General features: G+C 39.4%; 19 protein-coding genes. 1 reads left to right on the top strand and 18 read right to left on the bottom strand.

Translation table 11 applies throughout. From position 1 onward, the window contains the following. Window positions 1–61: 61 nt before the first annotated feature. Together NYE72_RS14415 and msrA are read right to left on the bottom strand one after the other, a co-directional pair. Window positions 62–1252 (bottom strand): ArsR family transcriptional regulator, encoded by a 1191-nt coding sequence (locus tag NYE72_RS14415; RefSeq protein ID WP_076222602.1) that lies wholly within the window; start codon window positions 1250–1252, stop codon window positions 62–64. Between the two features lie 170 nt (window positions 1253–1422). Next, on the bottom strand, window positions 1423–1935 hold the full coding sequence (msrA, locus tag NYE72_RS14410) for a peptide-methionine (S)-S-oxide reductase MsrA (protein ID WP_036678131.1): 513 nt from the start codon (window positions 1933–1935) through the stop codon (window positions 1423–1425). Between the two features lie 161 nt (window positions 1936–2096). Here msrA and NYE72_RS14405 point away from each other — a divergent pair, with 161 nt between their 5' ends. Beyond that, window positions 2097–3005 (top strand): aldo/keto reductase, encoded by a 909-nt coding sequence (locus NYE72_RS14405; protein WP_076296737.1) that lies wholly within the window; start codon window positions 2097–2099, stop codon window positions 3003–3005. A 334-nt stretch (window positions 3006–3339) separates the two neighbouring features. Here NYE72_RS14405 and NYE72_RS14400 read toward each other — a convergent pair whose 3' ends face one another. From NYE72_RS14400 to NYE72_RS14325, 16 genes are all read right to left on the bottom strand, one after another. Continuing rightward, entirely contained in the window at window positions 3340–4032 is a 693-nt protein-coding gene (locus tag NYE72_RS14400; protein ID WP_076146100.1) for a class I SAM-dependent methyltransferase, read from the bottom strand. Window positions 4033–4140: 108 nt separating this feature from the next. Then, on the bottom strand, window positions 4141–4539 hold the full coding sequence (locus tag NYE72_RS14395) for an Rrf2 family transcriptional regulator (protein ID WP_076296738.1): 399 nt from the start codon (window positions 4537–4539) through the stop codon (window positions 4141–4143). 104 nt (window positions 4540–4643) lie between these two features. Continuing rightward, the gene (locus tag NYE72_RS14390) at window positions 4644–5729 is read right to left on the bottom strand and encodes a CHAP domain-containing protein (RefSeq protein ID WP_339211968.1); all 1086 of its coding nucleotides are present in this window, start codon (window positions 5727–5729) and stop codon (window positions 4644–4646) included. 75 nt (window positions 5730–5804) lie between these two features. Next, window positions 5805–6494, bottom strand: a complete 690-nt coding sequence (locus NYE72_RS14385) for a hypothetical protein (protein ID WP_339211966.1) — start codon at window positions 6492–6494, stop codon at window positions 5805–5807. 1 nt (window position 6495) lies between these two features. Beyond that, window positions 6496–7884: a serine hydrolase gene (locus tag NYE72_RS14380; RefSeq protein WP_176462544.1), complete on the bottom strand. Its 1389-nt coding sequence runs from the start codon at window positions 7882–7884 to the stop codon at window positions 6496–6498. Window positions 7885–7918: 34 nt separating this feature from the next. Beyond that, the gene (locus NYE72_RS14375) at window positions 7919–8803 is read right to left on the bottom strand and encodes a GNAT family N-acetyltransferase (RefSeq protein WP_076099315.1); all 885 of its coding nucleotides are present in this window, start codon (window positions 8801–8803) and stop codon (window positions 7919–7921) included. A gap of 48 nt (window positions 8804–8851) precedes the next feature. After that, complete coding sequence (locus NYE72_RS14370) at window positions 8852–9088, bottom strand: DUF3977 family protein (RefSeq protein WP_076141673.1); 237 nt, start codon at window positions 9086–9088, stop codon at window positions 8852–8854. A gap of 29 nt (window positions 9089–9117) precedes the next feature. After that, entirely contained in the window at window positions 9118–9633 is a 516-nt protein-coding gene (locus tag NYE72_RS14365; protein ID WP_036678147.1) for a GNAT family N-acetyltransferase, read from the bottom strand. 150 nt (window positions 9634–9783) lie between these two features. After that, on the bottom strand, window positions 9784–10440 hold the full coding sequence (locus tag NYE72_RS14360; protein WP_038570785.1) for a CatB-related O-acetyltransferase: 657 nt from the start codon (window positions 10438–10440) through the stop codon (window positions 9784–9786). A gap of 184 nt (window positions 10441–10624) precedes the next feature. After that, the gene (locus tag NYE72_RS14355) at window positions 10625–11401 is read right to left on the bottom strand and encodes a DUF817 domain-containing protein (RefSeq protein WP_038570784.1); all 777 of its coding nucleotides are present in this window, start codon (window positions 11399–11401) and stop codon (window positions 10625–10627) included. 2 nt (window positions 11402–11403) lie between these two features. Continuing rightward, entirely contained in the window at window positions 11404–11619 is a 216-nt protein-coding gene (locus tag NYE72_RS14350; protein ID WP_076129351.1) for a helix-turn-helix transcriptional regulator, read from the bottom strand. A gap of 10 nt (window positions 11620–11629) precedes the next feature. Continuing rightward, window positions 11630–12112, bottom strand: a complete 483-nt coding sequence (locus NYE72_RS14345) for a DUF2975 domain-containing protein (RefSeq protein WP_036678158.1) — start codon at window positions 12110–12112, stop codon at window positions 11630–11632. 208 nt (window positions 12113–12320) lie between these two features. Then, a complete protein-coding gene (locus NYE72_RS14340) occupies window positions 12321–13520 on the bottom strand; it encodes a hypothetical protein (RefSeq protein WP_339211964.1) in 1200 nt (399 codons plus the stop codon). 24 nt (window positions 13521–13544) lie between these two features. After that, window positions 13545–14390, bottom strand: a complete 846-nt coding sequence (locus NYE72_RS14335; protein ID WP_038570781.1) for a hypothetical protein — start codon at window positions 14388–14390, stop codon at window positions 13545–13547. Then, window positions 14387–15073, bottom strand: a complete 687-nt coding sequence (locus NYE72_RS14330) for an ABC transporter ATP-binding protein (protein WP_036678167.1) — start codon at window positions 15071–15073, stop codon at window positions 14387–14389. The genes NYE72_RS14335 and NYE72_RS14330 overlap by 4 nt, the downstream gene beginning before the upstream one ends. Next, window positions 15070–15486 (bottom strand): GntR family transcriptional regulator, encoded by a 417-nt coding sequence (locus NYE72_RS14325; protein ID WP_076105609.1) that lies wholly within the window; start codon window positions 15484–15486, stop codon window positions 15070–15072. The genes NYE72_RS14330 and NYE72_RS14325 overlap by 4 nt, the downstream gene beginning before the upstream one ends. Window positions 15487–15539: the final 53 nt, after the last annotated feature.

Genomic DNA, 15539 nt, shown 5'->3' with positions numbered 1-15539 from the left:
ATACAAAAAAATACAGAACAAGCCGACATCATCCCTAAATGATGCCAGCCTGTGATTATGGTTAGTGGCCGGAATGCGGATTGCCTCCTGCAGCAGGTGAGATTTCTAGCATATCATCAATTTCACTTTGTGCTCGCTCATTTATTGCAAGGTTATCTCCAGTTATCCAAGCATGATTGTAAGGACCTTCCGCTGGTGAATCTTGAAATTTAGGTTGAAGCTCCATCATATACTCCATTACTGAATCTGGCAGCCCGTCTTTTTCTGTAAAAATAAGCGGCGCATGTTTCCCCAAATGGGAAAACGGCGCAGCGGCGATAGCGAGCATCGTTGAATCCGTGGTTAACAAAGACAGGTTATGACCGGGTGTAGTGATTCCCCAGCCGAATCCGTTATTGGCATCCTTAAAACTTGCAAAAGCTATAGCGTTCTTAAAAACATCTTGTCCAGCTATACGGGTAACTGTTCCGTATTCTTTTAATTGCTTTTCTACATCTGCTGAGACAATGTCTTCTGGTCCTAGGATATAAATAGTTGCACTACCTCCACGTTCTTTTAAAGCCTCGACCGTTGAGTTAGGAATTTCGTCTTTGGTTACATAGAGTAGAGGTTCCGGCATATGTGCGATCCAATTCACTGCTGGCAGCGTGTACTCAGGGCTATCCATAGAACCAATTATGACCGACTTTGGAAGTTCGCCGGCTGCTTTAGCGTAATAAGTATCTATAGCCTGAGCTACAGCCGCTGGCTCATCCCCTTCTATCCGGTCTACTTTTAAATCAATGGCCTTTAATTGTTGTTCTACATTAGATGCCATAGGCCCAACAAGCACTACCTGAACCCCATTATTGCCATCAGCACCTATTGGATTCAGTCGCTTAAGTTCTGCGAGGGTAACCTCAGGAACCCCATCTTTTGTGGTATACAGGACGGGGCCGTTACTGGGATGATGAATCAAATCTGCACTAACTGCGGCAATCTGCCAATTACTCACATCCGTCAAAACTACACTTGAGGGTCTATTATTCTTTGTTTGCGCAGTCCATAAAGTCTGAGAAACTAACACTGCGGCTTGAATCGGATCTGAAGTGTTAATGCGAGTAGTATTCTTCGTAGCTATCCAAGGTGGCTCCACCGTTGCAGAACTAGCATGCGAATTAACCTTAGATGGAACATTATTGCCTGATTGGCAGCTTGTTATCACTGTACTCAAAAGCAAACTAACGGCAACAAATGGTATGATTTTTTTCATCCTAAACCCTCCTGTGTGATGTTCTCGCTTGATTTAGAGTAGTTTAGTCTACAAATGTGTGGAAAGTATGTAGAATTTAAAATAAATAAAATTTGTATATAATGCAAAAAGAGCATCCCGTAAGCCATGTATGACTCAGGATGCTCTTGGTTTAAAGTTTTTTTCAACACTTACCAGTGTTTAGCGATAAAAGTATCCCGACCGGATTGCTCCCGATCTTCTTTGTAGTGCTTAGGATTCTTATGATGATAATCCTGATGATACTCTTCTGCACGATAAAAAGTTGGCGCCGGAAGAATTTCCGTAACGACTGGACCGGAGAATCTGCCGCTACCCGCAACCTGTTCTTTCGAGGCAAGAGCCGCTAACCGCTGTTCTTCATTATAATAGAAGATCGCTGTCCGGTACTGAGTTCCTCGATCCTGGAATTGCCCACCATCATCGGTAGGGTCAATCTGAGGCCAATATAATTCAAGCAGCTTCTCGTATGAAAAAAGCGCTGGATCAAACGTAATCTGCACAACCTCGTAATGCCCCGTTGTTCCGGTTTTGACTTCTTCGTAGGTTGGATTCTCAGTTAACCCTCCCGCATATCCCGATACAATTCCATGAATGCCTGGTAATTCCTCAAACGGTGTCACCATGCACCAAAAACATCCGCCTGCAAACATCGCTTGTTCCATATGATCAAATCTCTCCCTATCTATCTTCATCTAATAAATAATATATGCTATGACGATAAAGCCAAAAGATCATAAAGTCAATGGAAGTCAGCAGCACCATTAGAATTCAAATCTCCAAAACGTTATAATATAACAACAACAGAAGTAGAAAGGAATGCGCTATGAGAAAAAATCGTTTAGGACAATCCGATTTGTATGTAAGTGAGATAGGACTTGGCTGTATGTCTTTGGGTACGGATGAGGCGAAAGCCATTTCCATTGTTCATGAAGCACTCGATCAAGGAATCAATTTTGTTGATACAGCAGATCTTTATGATGAGGGCCGTAATGAAGAGATTATTGGCAAAGCCATTCGTCAACGTCGTCAGGATGTAATCCTAACAACAAAAGTTGGCAACCGCAGAATTCCCGGTCAAGAAGGCTGGAGCTGGGACCCTTCAAAAGCCTATATTAAAAATGCAGTCAAAGATAGTCTCAAACGGCTGCAAACGGATTACATCGATCTATACCAGCTGCATGGCGGCACTATTGAAGATCCAATTGACGAAACGATTGAAGCTTTTGAAGAACTTAAGCAAGAGGGTCTTATCCGCTATTATGGGATCTCTTCTATTCGTCCTAATGTAATTAGAGAATATGTGAAAAAATCAAATATTGTAAGTGTTATGAGCCAATATAGCATTTTAGATCGACGTCCTGAGGAAGAAATCCTTCCTCTGCTAGCTAAGCATGGAATTAGCATGATCGCACGCGGACCTTTAGCAGGGGGCATTCTATCAGAGCGTGGTCGCAGCAAGGCGGAAAAGAATTACTTAGATTACAGTAGTGAGGAACTTCTGAATTTGCATGATCGGCTTTCACAGGAAACTAGTGACTCTCGCAATCTTGCACAAACAGCGCTGCATTATCCACTAGCTAATCCATCTGTAGCCGTTATTATTCCTGGGGCAAGCAGTCTGGAGCAATTAAAAAGCAATGTAATGGCTGCTGATGTAGCTCCACTCACTTCGGAGGAACTTGCAGACATTCAGCAGATGAGCAAAGCAAATCGTTACAAGCTTCATGTATAGATTAGTCACTTTCGTTAAAAACAATGGGGTGTCCATAGCCATACAATGGCTGTTGGGCACCCTTACTTTTTGAATCTAACTGATCGCTGATCTAATCCTTAAACTTGGTTTGATTAGATATTATTCACACGAACGAAGCCGCTATAGGACACAGTTGACCTTATGCGCTACTTTTTACTATATTAAGGGTGCTCGCGGACTCCATAGCCGCTATGAGCTTGATAATCACCATATATCATCCTCTATTTAAGGAATAGCAGCACTGGAGTCCGAAATCATGCTCCAAAGGCTAAATATATGCAAATAACGTCATCTGAGTCTGAAAGTATTCAAGTCACTCCGCGTGACACATCCAGCCTGCCATAATTCCAGTAGAATAAAATCGAGTGATTCTCGTGAAGCCTGATTCTTTCAATAACTCTTCAATTTGTTTTTCAGGAAGAAAAGAAATTTTCGTAATATTGCTACTTACATTATCAAACGCTTCGGGAGATTCATACCCTGCAACCCAAAAGCTTTTCCATACATTTATTCTGTCGTGGAGTTCAGGATCATCCAAATCTCCATATGCACTTACGAGAACAAATGGAGCACCCGGTTTCAGATTATCCTTTATGGAGCGAAGCAATTTCAATTTTTCTTGAACATCATGAATGAAATGAAGGACCAAAATACAACTTGCCACATCGAACTTTGAGTCCTGCTGAGGAAGATCATCGATTGTCCCAGGAATCAGACTGACACGGCTCTCTAAGCCCAGTTCATCTATCTTTAACTTCGCGATCTTAAGCATATCTTCCGAAGGATCCACTCCAGTAAATGTCCAGTTTGGGTTAGATGGACCCCATGCCGAAAATTCATTTCCTCCCCCCGCACCGACCACGAGCAAAGATACAGGGATGTCACCTAATTCGAAGCGAAAATAAGATTGGATCATCGAAAATAATGAATCATAAGAGGGAATCGAAATACGAGTTGTTTTTTCATAGGTCGCCCTCTTGGCATTTAATTTTTGCTCATCAGTCATTGTAATCATCCTCCATTGTTTTAAACTTCACATTTTAGTATCAAAACCCGCATTAAAGTCATTACGGATTTATATTATCCCTAATAAGCCCGAAAAAAGAACGGATCTTTACTCCGTCTTCATCGTTTTTGCCAAATCTGCAATTTTCGTGTTCTCTAAGTACCGCTCCATCTGTCGCTCAGCGTCAATCACAACCTGTTGAATCAGACATTCACTTCCGTGATCTAGACTGCATTCAAAAAAGGAAGCCGTTCCTTCGATTGCATGGATAATATCCAAAAAAGAGATTTCTTCCGACTTGCGTCTGAGACGATAACCACCATTAGCGCCAGGTGCAGATTGAATTAATCCAGCCTTCACTAGCTTAGTCATCATTTTGGACAGATAGGTTTGGGAAACACCCAGCTTCTCAGCAAGCAATTGAACACCCACCGGCTTATCAGACGCCACCGTCACCATATAGAGCATTGCATGAAGTGCATAATCTGTCGCTTGGGAATATTTCATTCAGCACCTCCATTAACGACTTTAGAAATCTATGATAACTCTAACATTTTTAAAAGGCAAGTATATAATTCCTACACTCGCCCATTAAGCAATCTTCTTCATCCTCAACTAATTGGAGTATACTCTCCATTAAACTCAAATTCATAGTCATTAGCGATACGGATATAGCCATATACGCAATGCCAGCGATCTCTGTAGAAAACACTGGAATAATTCTGATTATCCCTATTTCCTTCAGCAACTAAGATCTCTTTGTCATCGCATGCTAAAACAATACCTGTATGATCGTGAGGGTCATTAGTTAGCAATTTTTCATAAATCACAATATCACCACGTTGAGGAGTAAACCCCTCTTGCCCGTCAAAATAAAAAAATGCGGTCTCAGGTAGTTGCGCCCACTCTAACCATGCCCCTACGCCAGCTAATCGAAAATCAGCATTCGGATATCGAATCGGCAGCAGAAAGCCAGCTTGCATACAGCAGTAATATACAAATGCTGCGCACCAATTGTTTTGTAATACTTTATAAATCCCTTGGTCAGGCCAATATTTACAGATTTCTCGATATCGTTCGTTTCCTGGTATTCCAACAATGTTTTCTTTTCCAAATGCTTCAGCAATATTAGCCAACTTGCCTCGTTTATCCGTAGGCTGATGAACTTCAGCCCCGCTACTGTAATCTATCTCTTCCAAAAAATCCTCTAGAATCGTCATTTCACGAAGTACATTCCGAAGCCTATTCGTGTCCTGTTGTGTTACATTACAGTCCCTATTCTGCAAGTGTAATTGTAGAACTTGAGCATCCTTTAGAATCTCTTCATAGGGACCCTTAACTTTATTCCTATCCCCTTGATGGAAGATCGCCTTTAGAATTTGAGTCAGCTCTTCATTGGTGAACATATTCAAGTCTCTTAATAAAGGCCTTACGGTATCTGCACTGTTGGGACCTGGAAAATCCTTGACTCCGGTTTTGAAGAAATAATAATTATGAAGCAGTCCTATAATGGCTGCCAATTCCTGATTTTGTTCTCTTTTCATGGCAAGCAATGAAGCGAAGCTAGACACTCCGTACAGGTGAACATACGCTTCCTGTTTCCGTTGTTCGTTACCTATAGACAAGATCATTTCTTGAACAAGCACACGCACACTTTCGAGGCGCTGGTTTACTTTTGTTATCAGTCGTTCAGTCACTGCAAACCTTCCCCTCCGTTACTGCTCAGCTGTAATAATACCAAAGCTAAAACTGACATAAATCTTTTTATCAATTCAGTCCCTAAAGACTACCTTTTTCTGTCCATCCTTGACGAATTCCACACCAAAATAATCGGTATTACCGTTCGCCCCGAATTCAGCGATCCGAGCATCAGGCTTACTCTCAAAGTGAATGTTATGTTTAATATTAGATCTTGGTAACAATGTAATCTCTTGCGGCTGAACCTCTGCGAATGACCAAATCCCTTGAGAATTACCATACTCTCGAAAGATTGGACGAATCATAACGGTTTCATTTTGCCCGCCATAGTTGATTAGCCTGATTGTACATTGAACCTTCACTATATCCTCTTGAGTACCGTACATACAGTGCGAATCTTTTTCCAGAAAATCCACAACTTCAATTCCTTCATTGTTCATATTCACAAGATAATACAATCGTTCTGTTAGAAATGGATATAACGTAATGAAAATGATGATAGCAAGCAAAACTATTCTGCCTACATATTTTTTATAACGCTGTCTAAAGTGCTTTATAGTTAAACTCCCACTGACGATTAACATAATGATCCCGAATATCGCTGAGTAATGTAAACCATGGTTTGTCGCAGGCTCGCTCCAAGGCGGAATTCCAATGGTTCTGAAGAGGTAATCCCCAAACATAGTCCCCTGATGTGTGATTCCCACAAAAACTAAAGAAAACAGCAAAAATAAAACAGCCATCCATCCTTTACCCTTGATCATTTCATCCCTCCCAACCAATAACAGTTATGTCTTCTCTATCCTCCAAGGAAAGATTCCTATGCATATGCAATTCAATTTTTTTACCGCTAAAACTCAAGGTGTAATCAACTACGTAAGGGGTTTCAATGTAATATACCGTGAGGATTAATTTAGAATCAGCATATTGCCAGCTTGCAGATGTACAAACTTCCTGCTCACTAAGGGATAAGTCTTTAATAAATAAACATTTTGCATTGGCAGGCTTTAAAAAATTGAAGTTAAATTCATCTAAATGATCGTCGTAAAGTAAAGAAAAACTAAGGTGATCTTCTTCAAACTTCAGTATTAATTCTTTAATTTTATGCTTATTATCTTCAAAGATATAAATTCCACTGTACGATCTATAATCTACTCTAACTATCCTGTCTACTAAGGAGATAAATGTAGGAGATTTAATAATGTTAGAAACATCCGTTGACCAATCATGGTTCAGTAAATTTGCATATATGATATCTAAAAAATCCTGTAACTTCTTCATCTCGGTAAAACTTGAAGTTGCAGCAATCACAATCTCTTGACTCGGATCAATGAAACACAATTGACCAAAAGCTCCATTCCCCATCTTACATCCATTCCTGCACATAAAGAACTGATAACCATATCCGTTTGACCAGTCAGCCTTATTTTGTCCCCAACGATTATCGCTTTGTTCATTTAGCGCCAGCTTTAAATAATCTTCAGAAACAATTCTACGGCTATTGTAAACCCCTTGATTGAGGAGCATCTGGCCAAATTTCGCAATTCCATCTGTTGGTATGCTTAGTCCCATTCCACCAGCAACAATTCCTAACGGGCAAGTCTCCCATTCCGGTCTTTCTATGTCCAATGGGGCAAATAATCTTGGCATTAGAAAATCAACAAGATTTTCTCCAGTCGTCTTTTCGATAATAGCCGAAACCATATAAGTGGCGTGTGTATTGTAATTGTAATAACTTCCCGGTTCATCTTCTACGTCCAAAGCTAAAAAGGCACGAACCCAATCATTTTGCTTGGCTATCGCACCATATATATTATTGTTATGCCCCGTATTCATGGAAAGAAGATGATGTATCGTCATCTTATCTAAATTAGGTGAAATTGAGCTAGGAAGCTGATCTGGGAAAAAAGAAACCACTTTATCCGTTAATTCAAAATAACCGTTATCCCATGCTATGCCTGCTGCAATAGATGTAAAGCTCTTACTCAGAGAAAATAAAATTTGGGGAACGTTTTTGCGATACGGTTGACGATAAAACTCGGTAATAACTTCTCCCTTTCGCAATAGCATAAAAGTATTAACCGGTAAATTAGATCGTTCAAGTTCTTCATAAAACTTAGACAGCGCTTGAGTCAAAATCTCTGGCTGATCCATATAAACCTCGCTTGTCATTATATTTTTGAGTTTTTTAATAATTCTCAGGTGGAGCGCTAAGTCTCGTGTCAGGTCTAAAATACTTGATATAGTTGTGGTATATTTCCGTTTCTTTAAACCCAAGGCTCTCATATAAGGCTTTCGCAAAATTCCCCTTCACTACTTCAAGTATGACCTTATCTTCACCTCTACTAATGATTTCATTAATAAGAAATTTCACAAAAGATCTTCCATAACCTCGTGATTGATGTTCTATCGAAATAGCAACCATACTTATTTTATTTCCTGCTATCTTGCCTACTGCTACTATCGTTTCATCAACTATCATTACAAACATATTATCTTTATTCTCCGCATACTGTTCCCGTTCCCATTCCACAGGTTTATAAAAAAACGAGGGATACATTCCTACACGTTGACGCATATGATAAAAAGCTAATTCGCAAACTCTGTCCCATTCAAAGTAATCCTTTTCCTCATAATTTCTAACCAGGATATTCTCTGAAGGAAAGGGAGCGCCTGTTCGTTCCATATTATAGATGGCAAAGTATACGCGATAATTATTTTTTTCCAAAACGCTGATTAATTGAGCATTGCTAGAAAGAACATTGAATACTGTATGCTCTACTGTTTCATTATGTATAAGCATGTTTTCATATTCTTCTATAAGCTTGGAGCCGACTTCCATTGTGTCATACTCATTATTAACAAACAGGATTGCTTGTGGTTTTCTTCCAAACCCGTTAAATGAAAGAAAGCCTATGGATGTATCATTCATAATGGCAACCACAATGTTCTCTCTGTTGCTTTCTTCATTTTGATAAAAACTCTTTAATAAATCCTTATTGTGAAGTAACATATGTTCAATTTGCGCCTTATCTCTTTGCGGACTATATTTTTGTATTAAAAATGAGTTCATCTTGCTCCTCCATTTGTTCATTTAGACGGCAACCTTGTCATACTTAACCTAAAGACTTGTTATACCAAAAATAATCTTCAACGTTTTACGACTCTTCTTACTTATTTTCAAGCCTTGTCTTAAGTCTAGAATGATTACGGTTTTGCCAATCCAAACTCTAAAATATAACGAGCGGAACTTTACCGGTTTCACTATGCCTTTTTCTTCATATTCCGTTCCATCCTCTAACTCCGTTTCAGTTCTAATAAGCCATGTATTGCCAAGACCAAATTCGATATACTTCAGAATCTATCTCCCCCGTACAAGAGCTGCTTTTATTGCTCAATAGTTTTTATTAGATAAAGGCAGAGATCATCGTCCACACAAACATGTGCCCCAGGCTCAACAGGCTTATTATCGTACATGATTCCCCGCCCATCAGGGATAAAACCACGCTTTATATACATCCGTTGTGCGGTTCCATAGTCAGCGTATAATCCAAATCCAATACCAATAGTATTAGATATAGTAAAAGCATCTTTTTCAAGAGCTTCAATTAATACACTTCCTACCCCACGTTTCCTAAATGGCGGGATGACGTCAAAGTTTTGAATTTCAGGTATATTATTCTCTGCAAAATAAGGATATTCCGACCTGTATACCACATGTCCCCATCCAACAAACTCATTTTCACAAAAAGCTAAAATTGTAACTCGCTTTTCATTTTGATTTTCTTGCCAACAACGCTGGACATAATCAAGAGGTTGGCTTACGTCATGCTCAGATAACCCCGTATGTATAATAGCAATATCGTTTTGTGTCATTCGACGGATTTGTAAAGGTAAGGCCATAATATAATTTCCTCCTAACTTATTAAATGAGTCCATTCCTATATTAACATACTAATTAGGATTAATCTGGTAAAAAACGATTATTGTTAAACTACCCTGTCAGATAAAAGAACAGGCTGCAGAATATACCGGCAGCCTGTTCTGATTTTGTTATTTTTTTATTTCTTTAAGGTAAAAGTCATATAATTGATCAATAGATGAGCTTGAAAAGATAGACGTGGCTTGTTCAATTTTCTCGCGTTTCCAATCGAACCAGCACATTTCCTTTAACTTTTCGATTTCTTGATCTGTAAACCGTTGCTTGATCACTTTAGCAGGATTGCCGCCCACTATCGTATACGGTGGGACATCCTTTACAACAACTGATCCTGCCGCAACAATAGCACCTTCGCCTATTTTCACACCGGGCATAATCATTGCATTCATCCCAATCCAGGCATCACTTGCAATGATTGTATCCCCTTTGGATTCGTAAGAGTTTGCAATCTGATCTACAAAAGGATACACGGTGATCCATTCAGGATGATGATTGTGATTCCCACCCATGAGAATAATTACACCACTAGCAATACAAACATAATTTCCTATAATCAATTTATCTAAATGCCAACCATAATCTTCACTGGGATTAAACAACTTTCTTGATTGTTCATCACCCCAAAGGTATCTAACACACCCATCTTCAAAATCAAGATTATCGTAATAACCAGAGTAGTAAGAGTACTCTCCTACCTCAATCATTGGGTTGGTGACAATATCCTTTAAATACTTAATTTCAGACCAGTGGCTGAACTGATGTTGTTTCATTTTCTTTCCCTCGCTTCTAAGTAATGTAATTCATTTATACTTAGAAGCTTGATGCAGTAGCGACATTCTTAAACCTTTTCAAACGACGAACCATCGTCCTCATCCTTTTCCTAATTGATGCCGTCATTGTAACAAACGAATGATTTGATCGTCAAATCAACCGTATTGTCCGAACTCAGCTCAATTATGAATTTATCGGATTACGGCTAGCCTTAACATGTTTAAGCTGGGCAACTATAATGACGCTAATGATCACTAGAAGGAACCACGAACTGATCTTACTGAAACTAACCAGTTGCCACGTTTGATATTGATCAGGATATTTCCATGCATTAAAAAATGTAGCGATATTTTCAGCTAACCAGATAAAAAATCCTACAATAAAAAAGGCCAGTGTCAAGGGCATTCGATAGGTAACCGTCCGTACCCTATAAATGATCCATGTTTTCCAGAAGACAACAACCACAAGCGCTGTCAGCCACCAACGAAAATCAGGAATGAAATGATGTGTGAAAAAATTTAAATAGATGGCTCCTCCCAACAATCCCGCTGAAGCAAGCCCCGGCCAACCGGTCATATCCATTTTCAATCTTCGCCATATCTGGCACATAAAGCTTGCGACACTTGCATACATAAATCCACTATAGAGGGGTACACCAAACACCTTCGTAAACCCTGGCTCTGGGTATGCCCATGAACCCATCTTTACCTTATAGATTTCCAGCAATAAACCAATAACGTGGAACACACAGATTACTTTTATTTCATCCAGTGTTTCTAATCCAGTACGGTACATGAGGTACTGCACTGTAAGCAGTATTAGAAGAATGGCATCATAACGGTAAAGAAAAGGCATTTCTATTATGTTAGAAAGAGCTAAAGTCCCAAAAATCGCAATAGGAAATATGCAACTCATCGCCTGATGATATCCGAAATGCAGCAATTGTGTTATTGACTTCATTCTTATGTTTCCTCATCATTTTTGTATTCTAATAAATCTCCAGGCTGACATTCCAAAGCCTTACAAATTGCCTCTAACGTTGATAATCGCACCGCTTTTGCTTTTCCATTTTTCAATATAGAAAGGTTAGCCATTGTTATTCCAACTCTCTCCGAAAGCTCAGTAACACTCATTTTTCTTTTAGCCAGCATCACATCGATATTAATTATAATCGCCATTGTTTTCACCTCAGACAGTTAAGTCATTTTCTGATTTTATATCAATAGCTTCTTTTAAAAGCTTTTGTAGAACTGCAGCAAAAACGGCAATCACCATGGAGGCAAAAATGATAATCAAACCGATGACTATAATCCCGGGGGCATCATCTTTCTCCGCCATGAGGTAAAAGAGTGGCATACCAACTACATACAAGCAACTGATGATGATTGCACAATATTTTATTTTCTTTAAAACCTGTACAGACATTTCCGAGAAAGCATTGTTCTTGTCAATATAGCCTAACAGTTTAAAAGCTTGATACAGTGCAAAGTAAAAAGGTATCGCCGAGGCATACAAATCAATGGCAAGGAGATATTTCAATAAACTATAATCCGGATACAGTTCTGCTGCGAAACTCGCTATCTCCGGCACCACAAATATGCACAAAGCAAGCACCGGGATACCTATAAGAATAACCGCTGCCCTTAAAAAAAGTGTTGATCCTCTTTCCATAAAAAACACACCTCACAGATTTATTGTGAATTGAATTTATCACATTATTTATCGTTTTACAATATATTTTAATCGAAATACAGTTATTATTGGCTGTTTTATAATTTTCGACTAAAAGGCCGAGCTAATTGACTATTAGAAGTCATTAGCTCGGCCTTGGTACCTTTTCATATCTCTTTATCTCTATTTTTCTATTCTACAAGTAATTCTAATACTGACCGAGATCGATAAAATTCAAATCCATGTTAGTTTCATCTTCAGCCTGATTTGCAGCCTCCGTTGATACTACTTTTCCTTCGTATTCAAGGTTACCGCTTGTCAAATTGAATACATATAGACGATTACCTTTGAAATTCTTATAACCCACAATATAGAGATAGTTTTGTTTAAAATCATAGGTAATGTTTTCACTTAAATCTATATTTGTATTCTTCAAAGTAGTCTCATATTCTTTACTCACGAGATCGTAAGAAATAACAGTAAATCCTATATTCTCCTTACCCGATACAGCTTTTTGCAGGAAATAAATTTTCTGCCCATACGCATTCATAATATTATTCAATAACATTTCATGCCCTTGGAACGCGAGCGGCGAGATTTGTCCTGTTGCAACATCTACTTGATATGCCTTTTTATGATTATCTTTACTAACCGTTAAAATCCATTGATCCGTGTGATCCAGATTTTGATTGGCTAACCTAACGAATTGATTATCCCCATTTGCTGCTTCAGATTTAGCTCCTGGTAACACGAGCGGCTCATTTGTAATCTCCTTTGTTGTTAGATTAACACGGATAATCTGCGGTTCAGATACATAACCTTTGGCGCTGTGATTCAAAAACACCATTGCAACAAGCTCTTGATCAACAAGCTGTACATTTTGTACATACATATCTGAAACATCATGATCTACATTGATATCGGATGTGATTTCCAGCGTATTGTTCTTCTGCTTGTTAAGCACAGAAATACTGAGCTTAGCATTTTTCTTTGCTGAAGGATCATTGGATTGCTGCTTATCTACGGTCCAATTCACGTAAGCAAGCATATCCTGATTTTCATAAAACCCAGCTAAGTTCTTCTTTCCACGCATGAACTGACGATGCTGTTCCCTCCATTTATCCAATTGTGTGTTCACTGGTCTTCGGTTTAAGCTTTGGCTGATCGTTAACTTTTCATCTGGATAATCTGTACCATTTGTAGTGATATTAGCTCGTTTGATGCCAAAAACACTATCCTTAGTCAGATAATTTCCGTATAAAGCTATATCTTCAACGAGAGAAGCATCCCCTTGAACCATCGTCAGCTTATAATTAGGTGGTGTCTCTTGTGAAGCCTGTACATAATACGTCCCGATTGTAACAACCGCGAACACTACAAGAACGGCGGTAACCATATATTTTCTCATTCCTTAACCTCCATTCCCCTTCAATTATACCGATATTTTCTTACGCAATAGATACAAGCTGTACCAAAGCGAACCTCCAGCAATAATCACTATTAATCCGAGACAAGCACCTAAGATTTCTCCGGGATAGAAGTAGCTATCGTATCTGCTATAACCCATAAGATAGGGTATTGAGGCTAATCCAGCTAGAACCGCTAAGTATAATACGATAAAGCCGATCCCTTTCAGTCTGTAGCTCCGCTCCATTAGAATCGCTGTGAACAAGACGATCAAGCCCGTAATGCCCAGTCCATAATATAGAACAAACTCAGAAAAGTAGGGCGGAACCAGTACTCTAAGCACAGTAGGATACTTCAAATAATCAAATACCGAGATGTTCCGATATAGTTCAGCAGGAAGAATCGACTGTGCTATCAAACGCTCCAGTGGCACAAGCACAATTTGCAGGGCAACAAGTCCAAATGCGAATAGCAAGATCGTAACCAGCTTGGCAAAATACAAATTCGCCCGATTGGATGGCAAGGTGAGCAGGCGATATACTATCGTATTTTTACCTCTCCAGTCACGGTACCAGATGAAGCAGCTATATATTAGTAACACTGTTATGCTCAAGAATATGGGTCCGAAATATAGAAGTCCATTATAGCGAGCATACATCATACTGTTTAGCTGAATATATCCAGTCACATTGTGATATTGCTCAAGCGTCCATTGATTCACTCTCATTGCCTCATTCGCAGAATCCAGCCAATGATTAGCACCGATGGTGACTGCTGCAAGCTGCAAGGCAACTGTCAGCACCATGAGTCCAATATATATTTTGGCAAATCGGTTCATTTCAAAATTCAATAGCTTCACAAAAGCTCTCATTTCATGTACACCTCTCTCATTACGTCCGTAATGGACTTACCTTCCTGCTCGCGAACTTCTTCACAGTAGAATTCACGCTCTACCTTCCCGTGCTGTAGCAAGACCGCTTTATCAATTAAATGCTCAATATCGTTAATTTCATGAGTTGTAATAATCACACCACGGTCCTCGATCAATTCACTCGTGAACACATCAGTAATTTGCTCGCGGCTGAACATATCAATCCCCGAGAACGGTTCGTCCATTAGGATGTAATCACAATCCAAGGCTAGTCCCAGCAACAAATTTACCTTCGCAGCCATCCCCTTCGACAATGAGGATACGCGATCCGAAGAGCTCAGTTGGAAGAACTTAAGCAATTCCTTTGCACGTTCAGCGTTCCAATTCCGATAAAAGTCAGCCATAAAGATCAAGCAATCAGCAATTCGCATATTGGAGGGCATCGTTAACGAATCTGGAATAAAAGTGATTTTCTCATACATCACAGGTGTTAGTGATACATTATCGATTAAGACTTCACCTTTGTATGGTGTCAGTCCCATGATGGACTTCAGCACCGTTGACTTCCCGGCACCATTGATTCCGATCAGGCAGGTAATCTCTCCTTTGGCAGCAGTGAAGCTAACGCCATTAAGTACCTTCTTGAATCCATAATTCTTCACCATCTGATTCACTTGGATCATCTTGTGTCACCATCCTCTGGAGATAACTTTCGCTCGGATGTATATTTTGTCTTTATGATCTCTACCAGTTCTTCAACTGGAATTTGAATATTCTGAATGGAGCTGATGAATATATCCACTGCACTTTCGATTAATTCAGCTCGAATCGAGTTAAGTATTTGCTGATCCTGTGTAATTCGGCTCGGGGAATTCCCTTCTGTTACGATCAAACCCTGTTCCTCCATTTCCTTATATGCCTTCTGCGCCGTGTTCGCATTAATCTTCATTACTGATGCAAGTTCACGCCGTGAAGGAATTTTGTCTCCCGCTCCGATTTGCCCTGTGGCGATCTGTTCCTTGAAATGACGCACAACTTGAATATATACCGGCTCACGAATATTAAAGCTGACGCCTGATTTCTGTTCTTCTGTCATACAACCAACTCCATATACTAAGTGTGTGTACTAAGTGGTTCATACATCTTATT

This window comes from Paenibacillus sp. FSL L8-0333 (assembly GCF_037965665.1).
In the GTDB taxonomy this organism is placed as follows: domain Bacteria; phylum Bacillota; class Bacilli; order Paenibacillales; family Paenibacillaceae; genus Paenibacillus_AQ; species Paenibacillus_AQ odorifer.
Note: the sequence above shows the minus strand (reverse complement) of the source record. Positions and strands in the feature narration are given on the sequence as shown.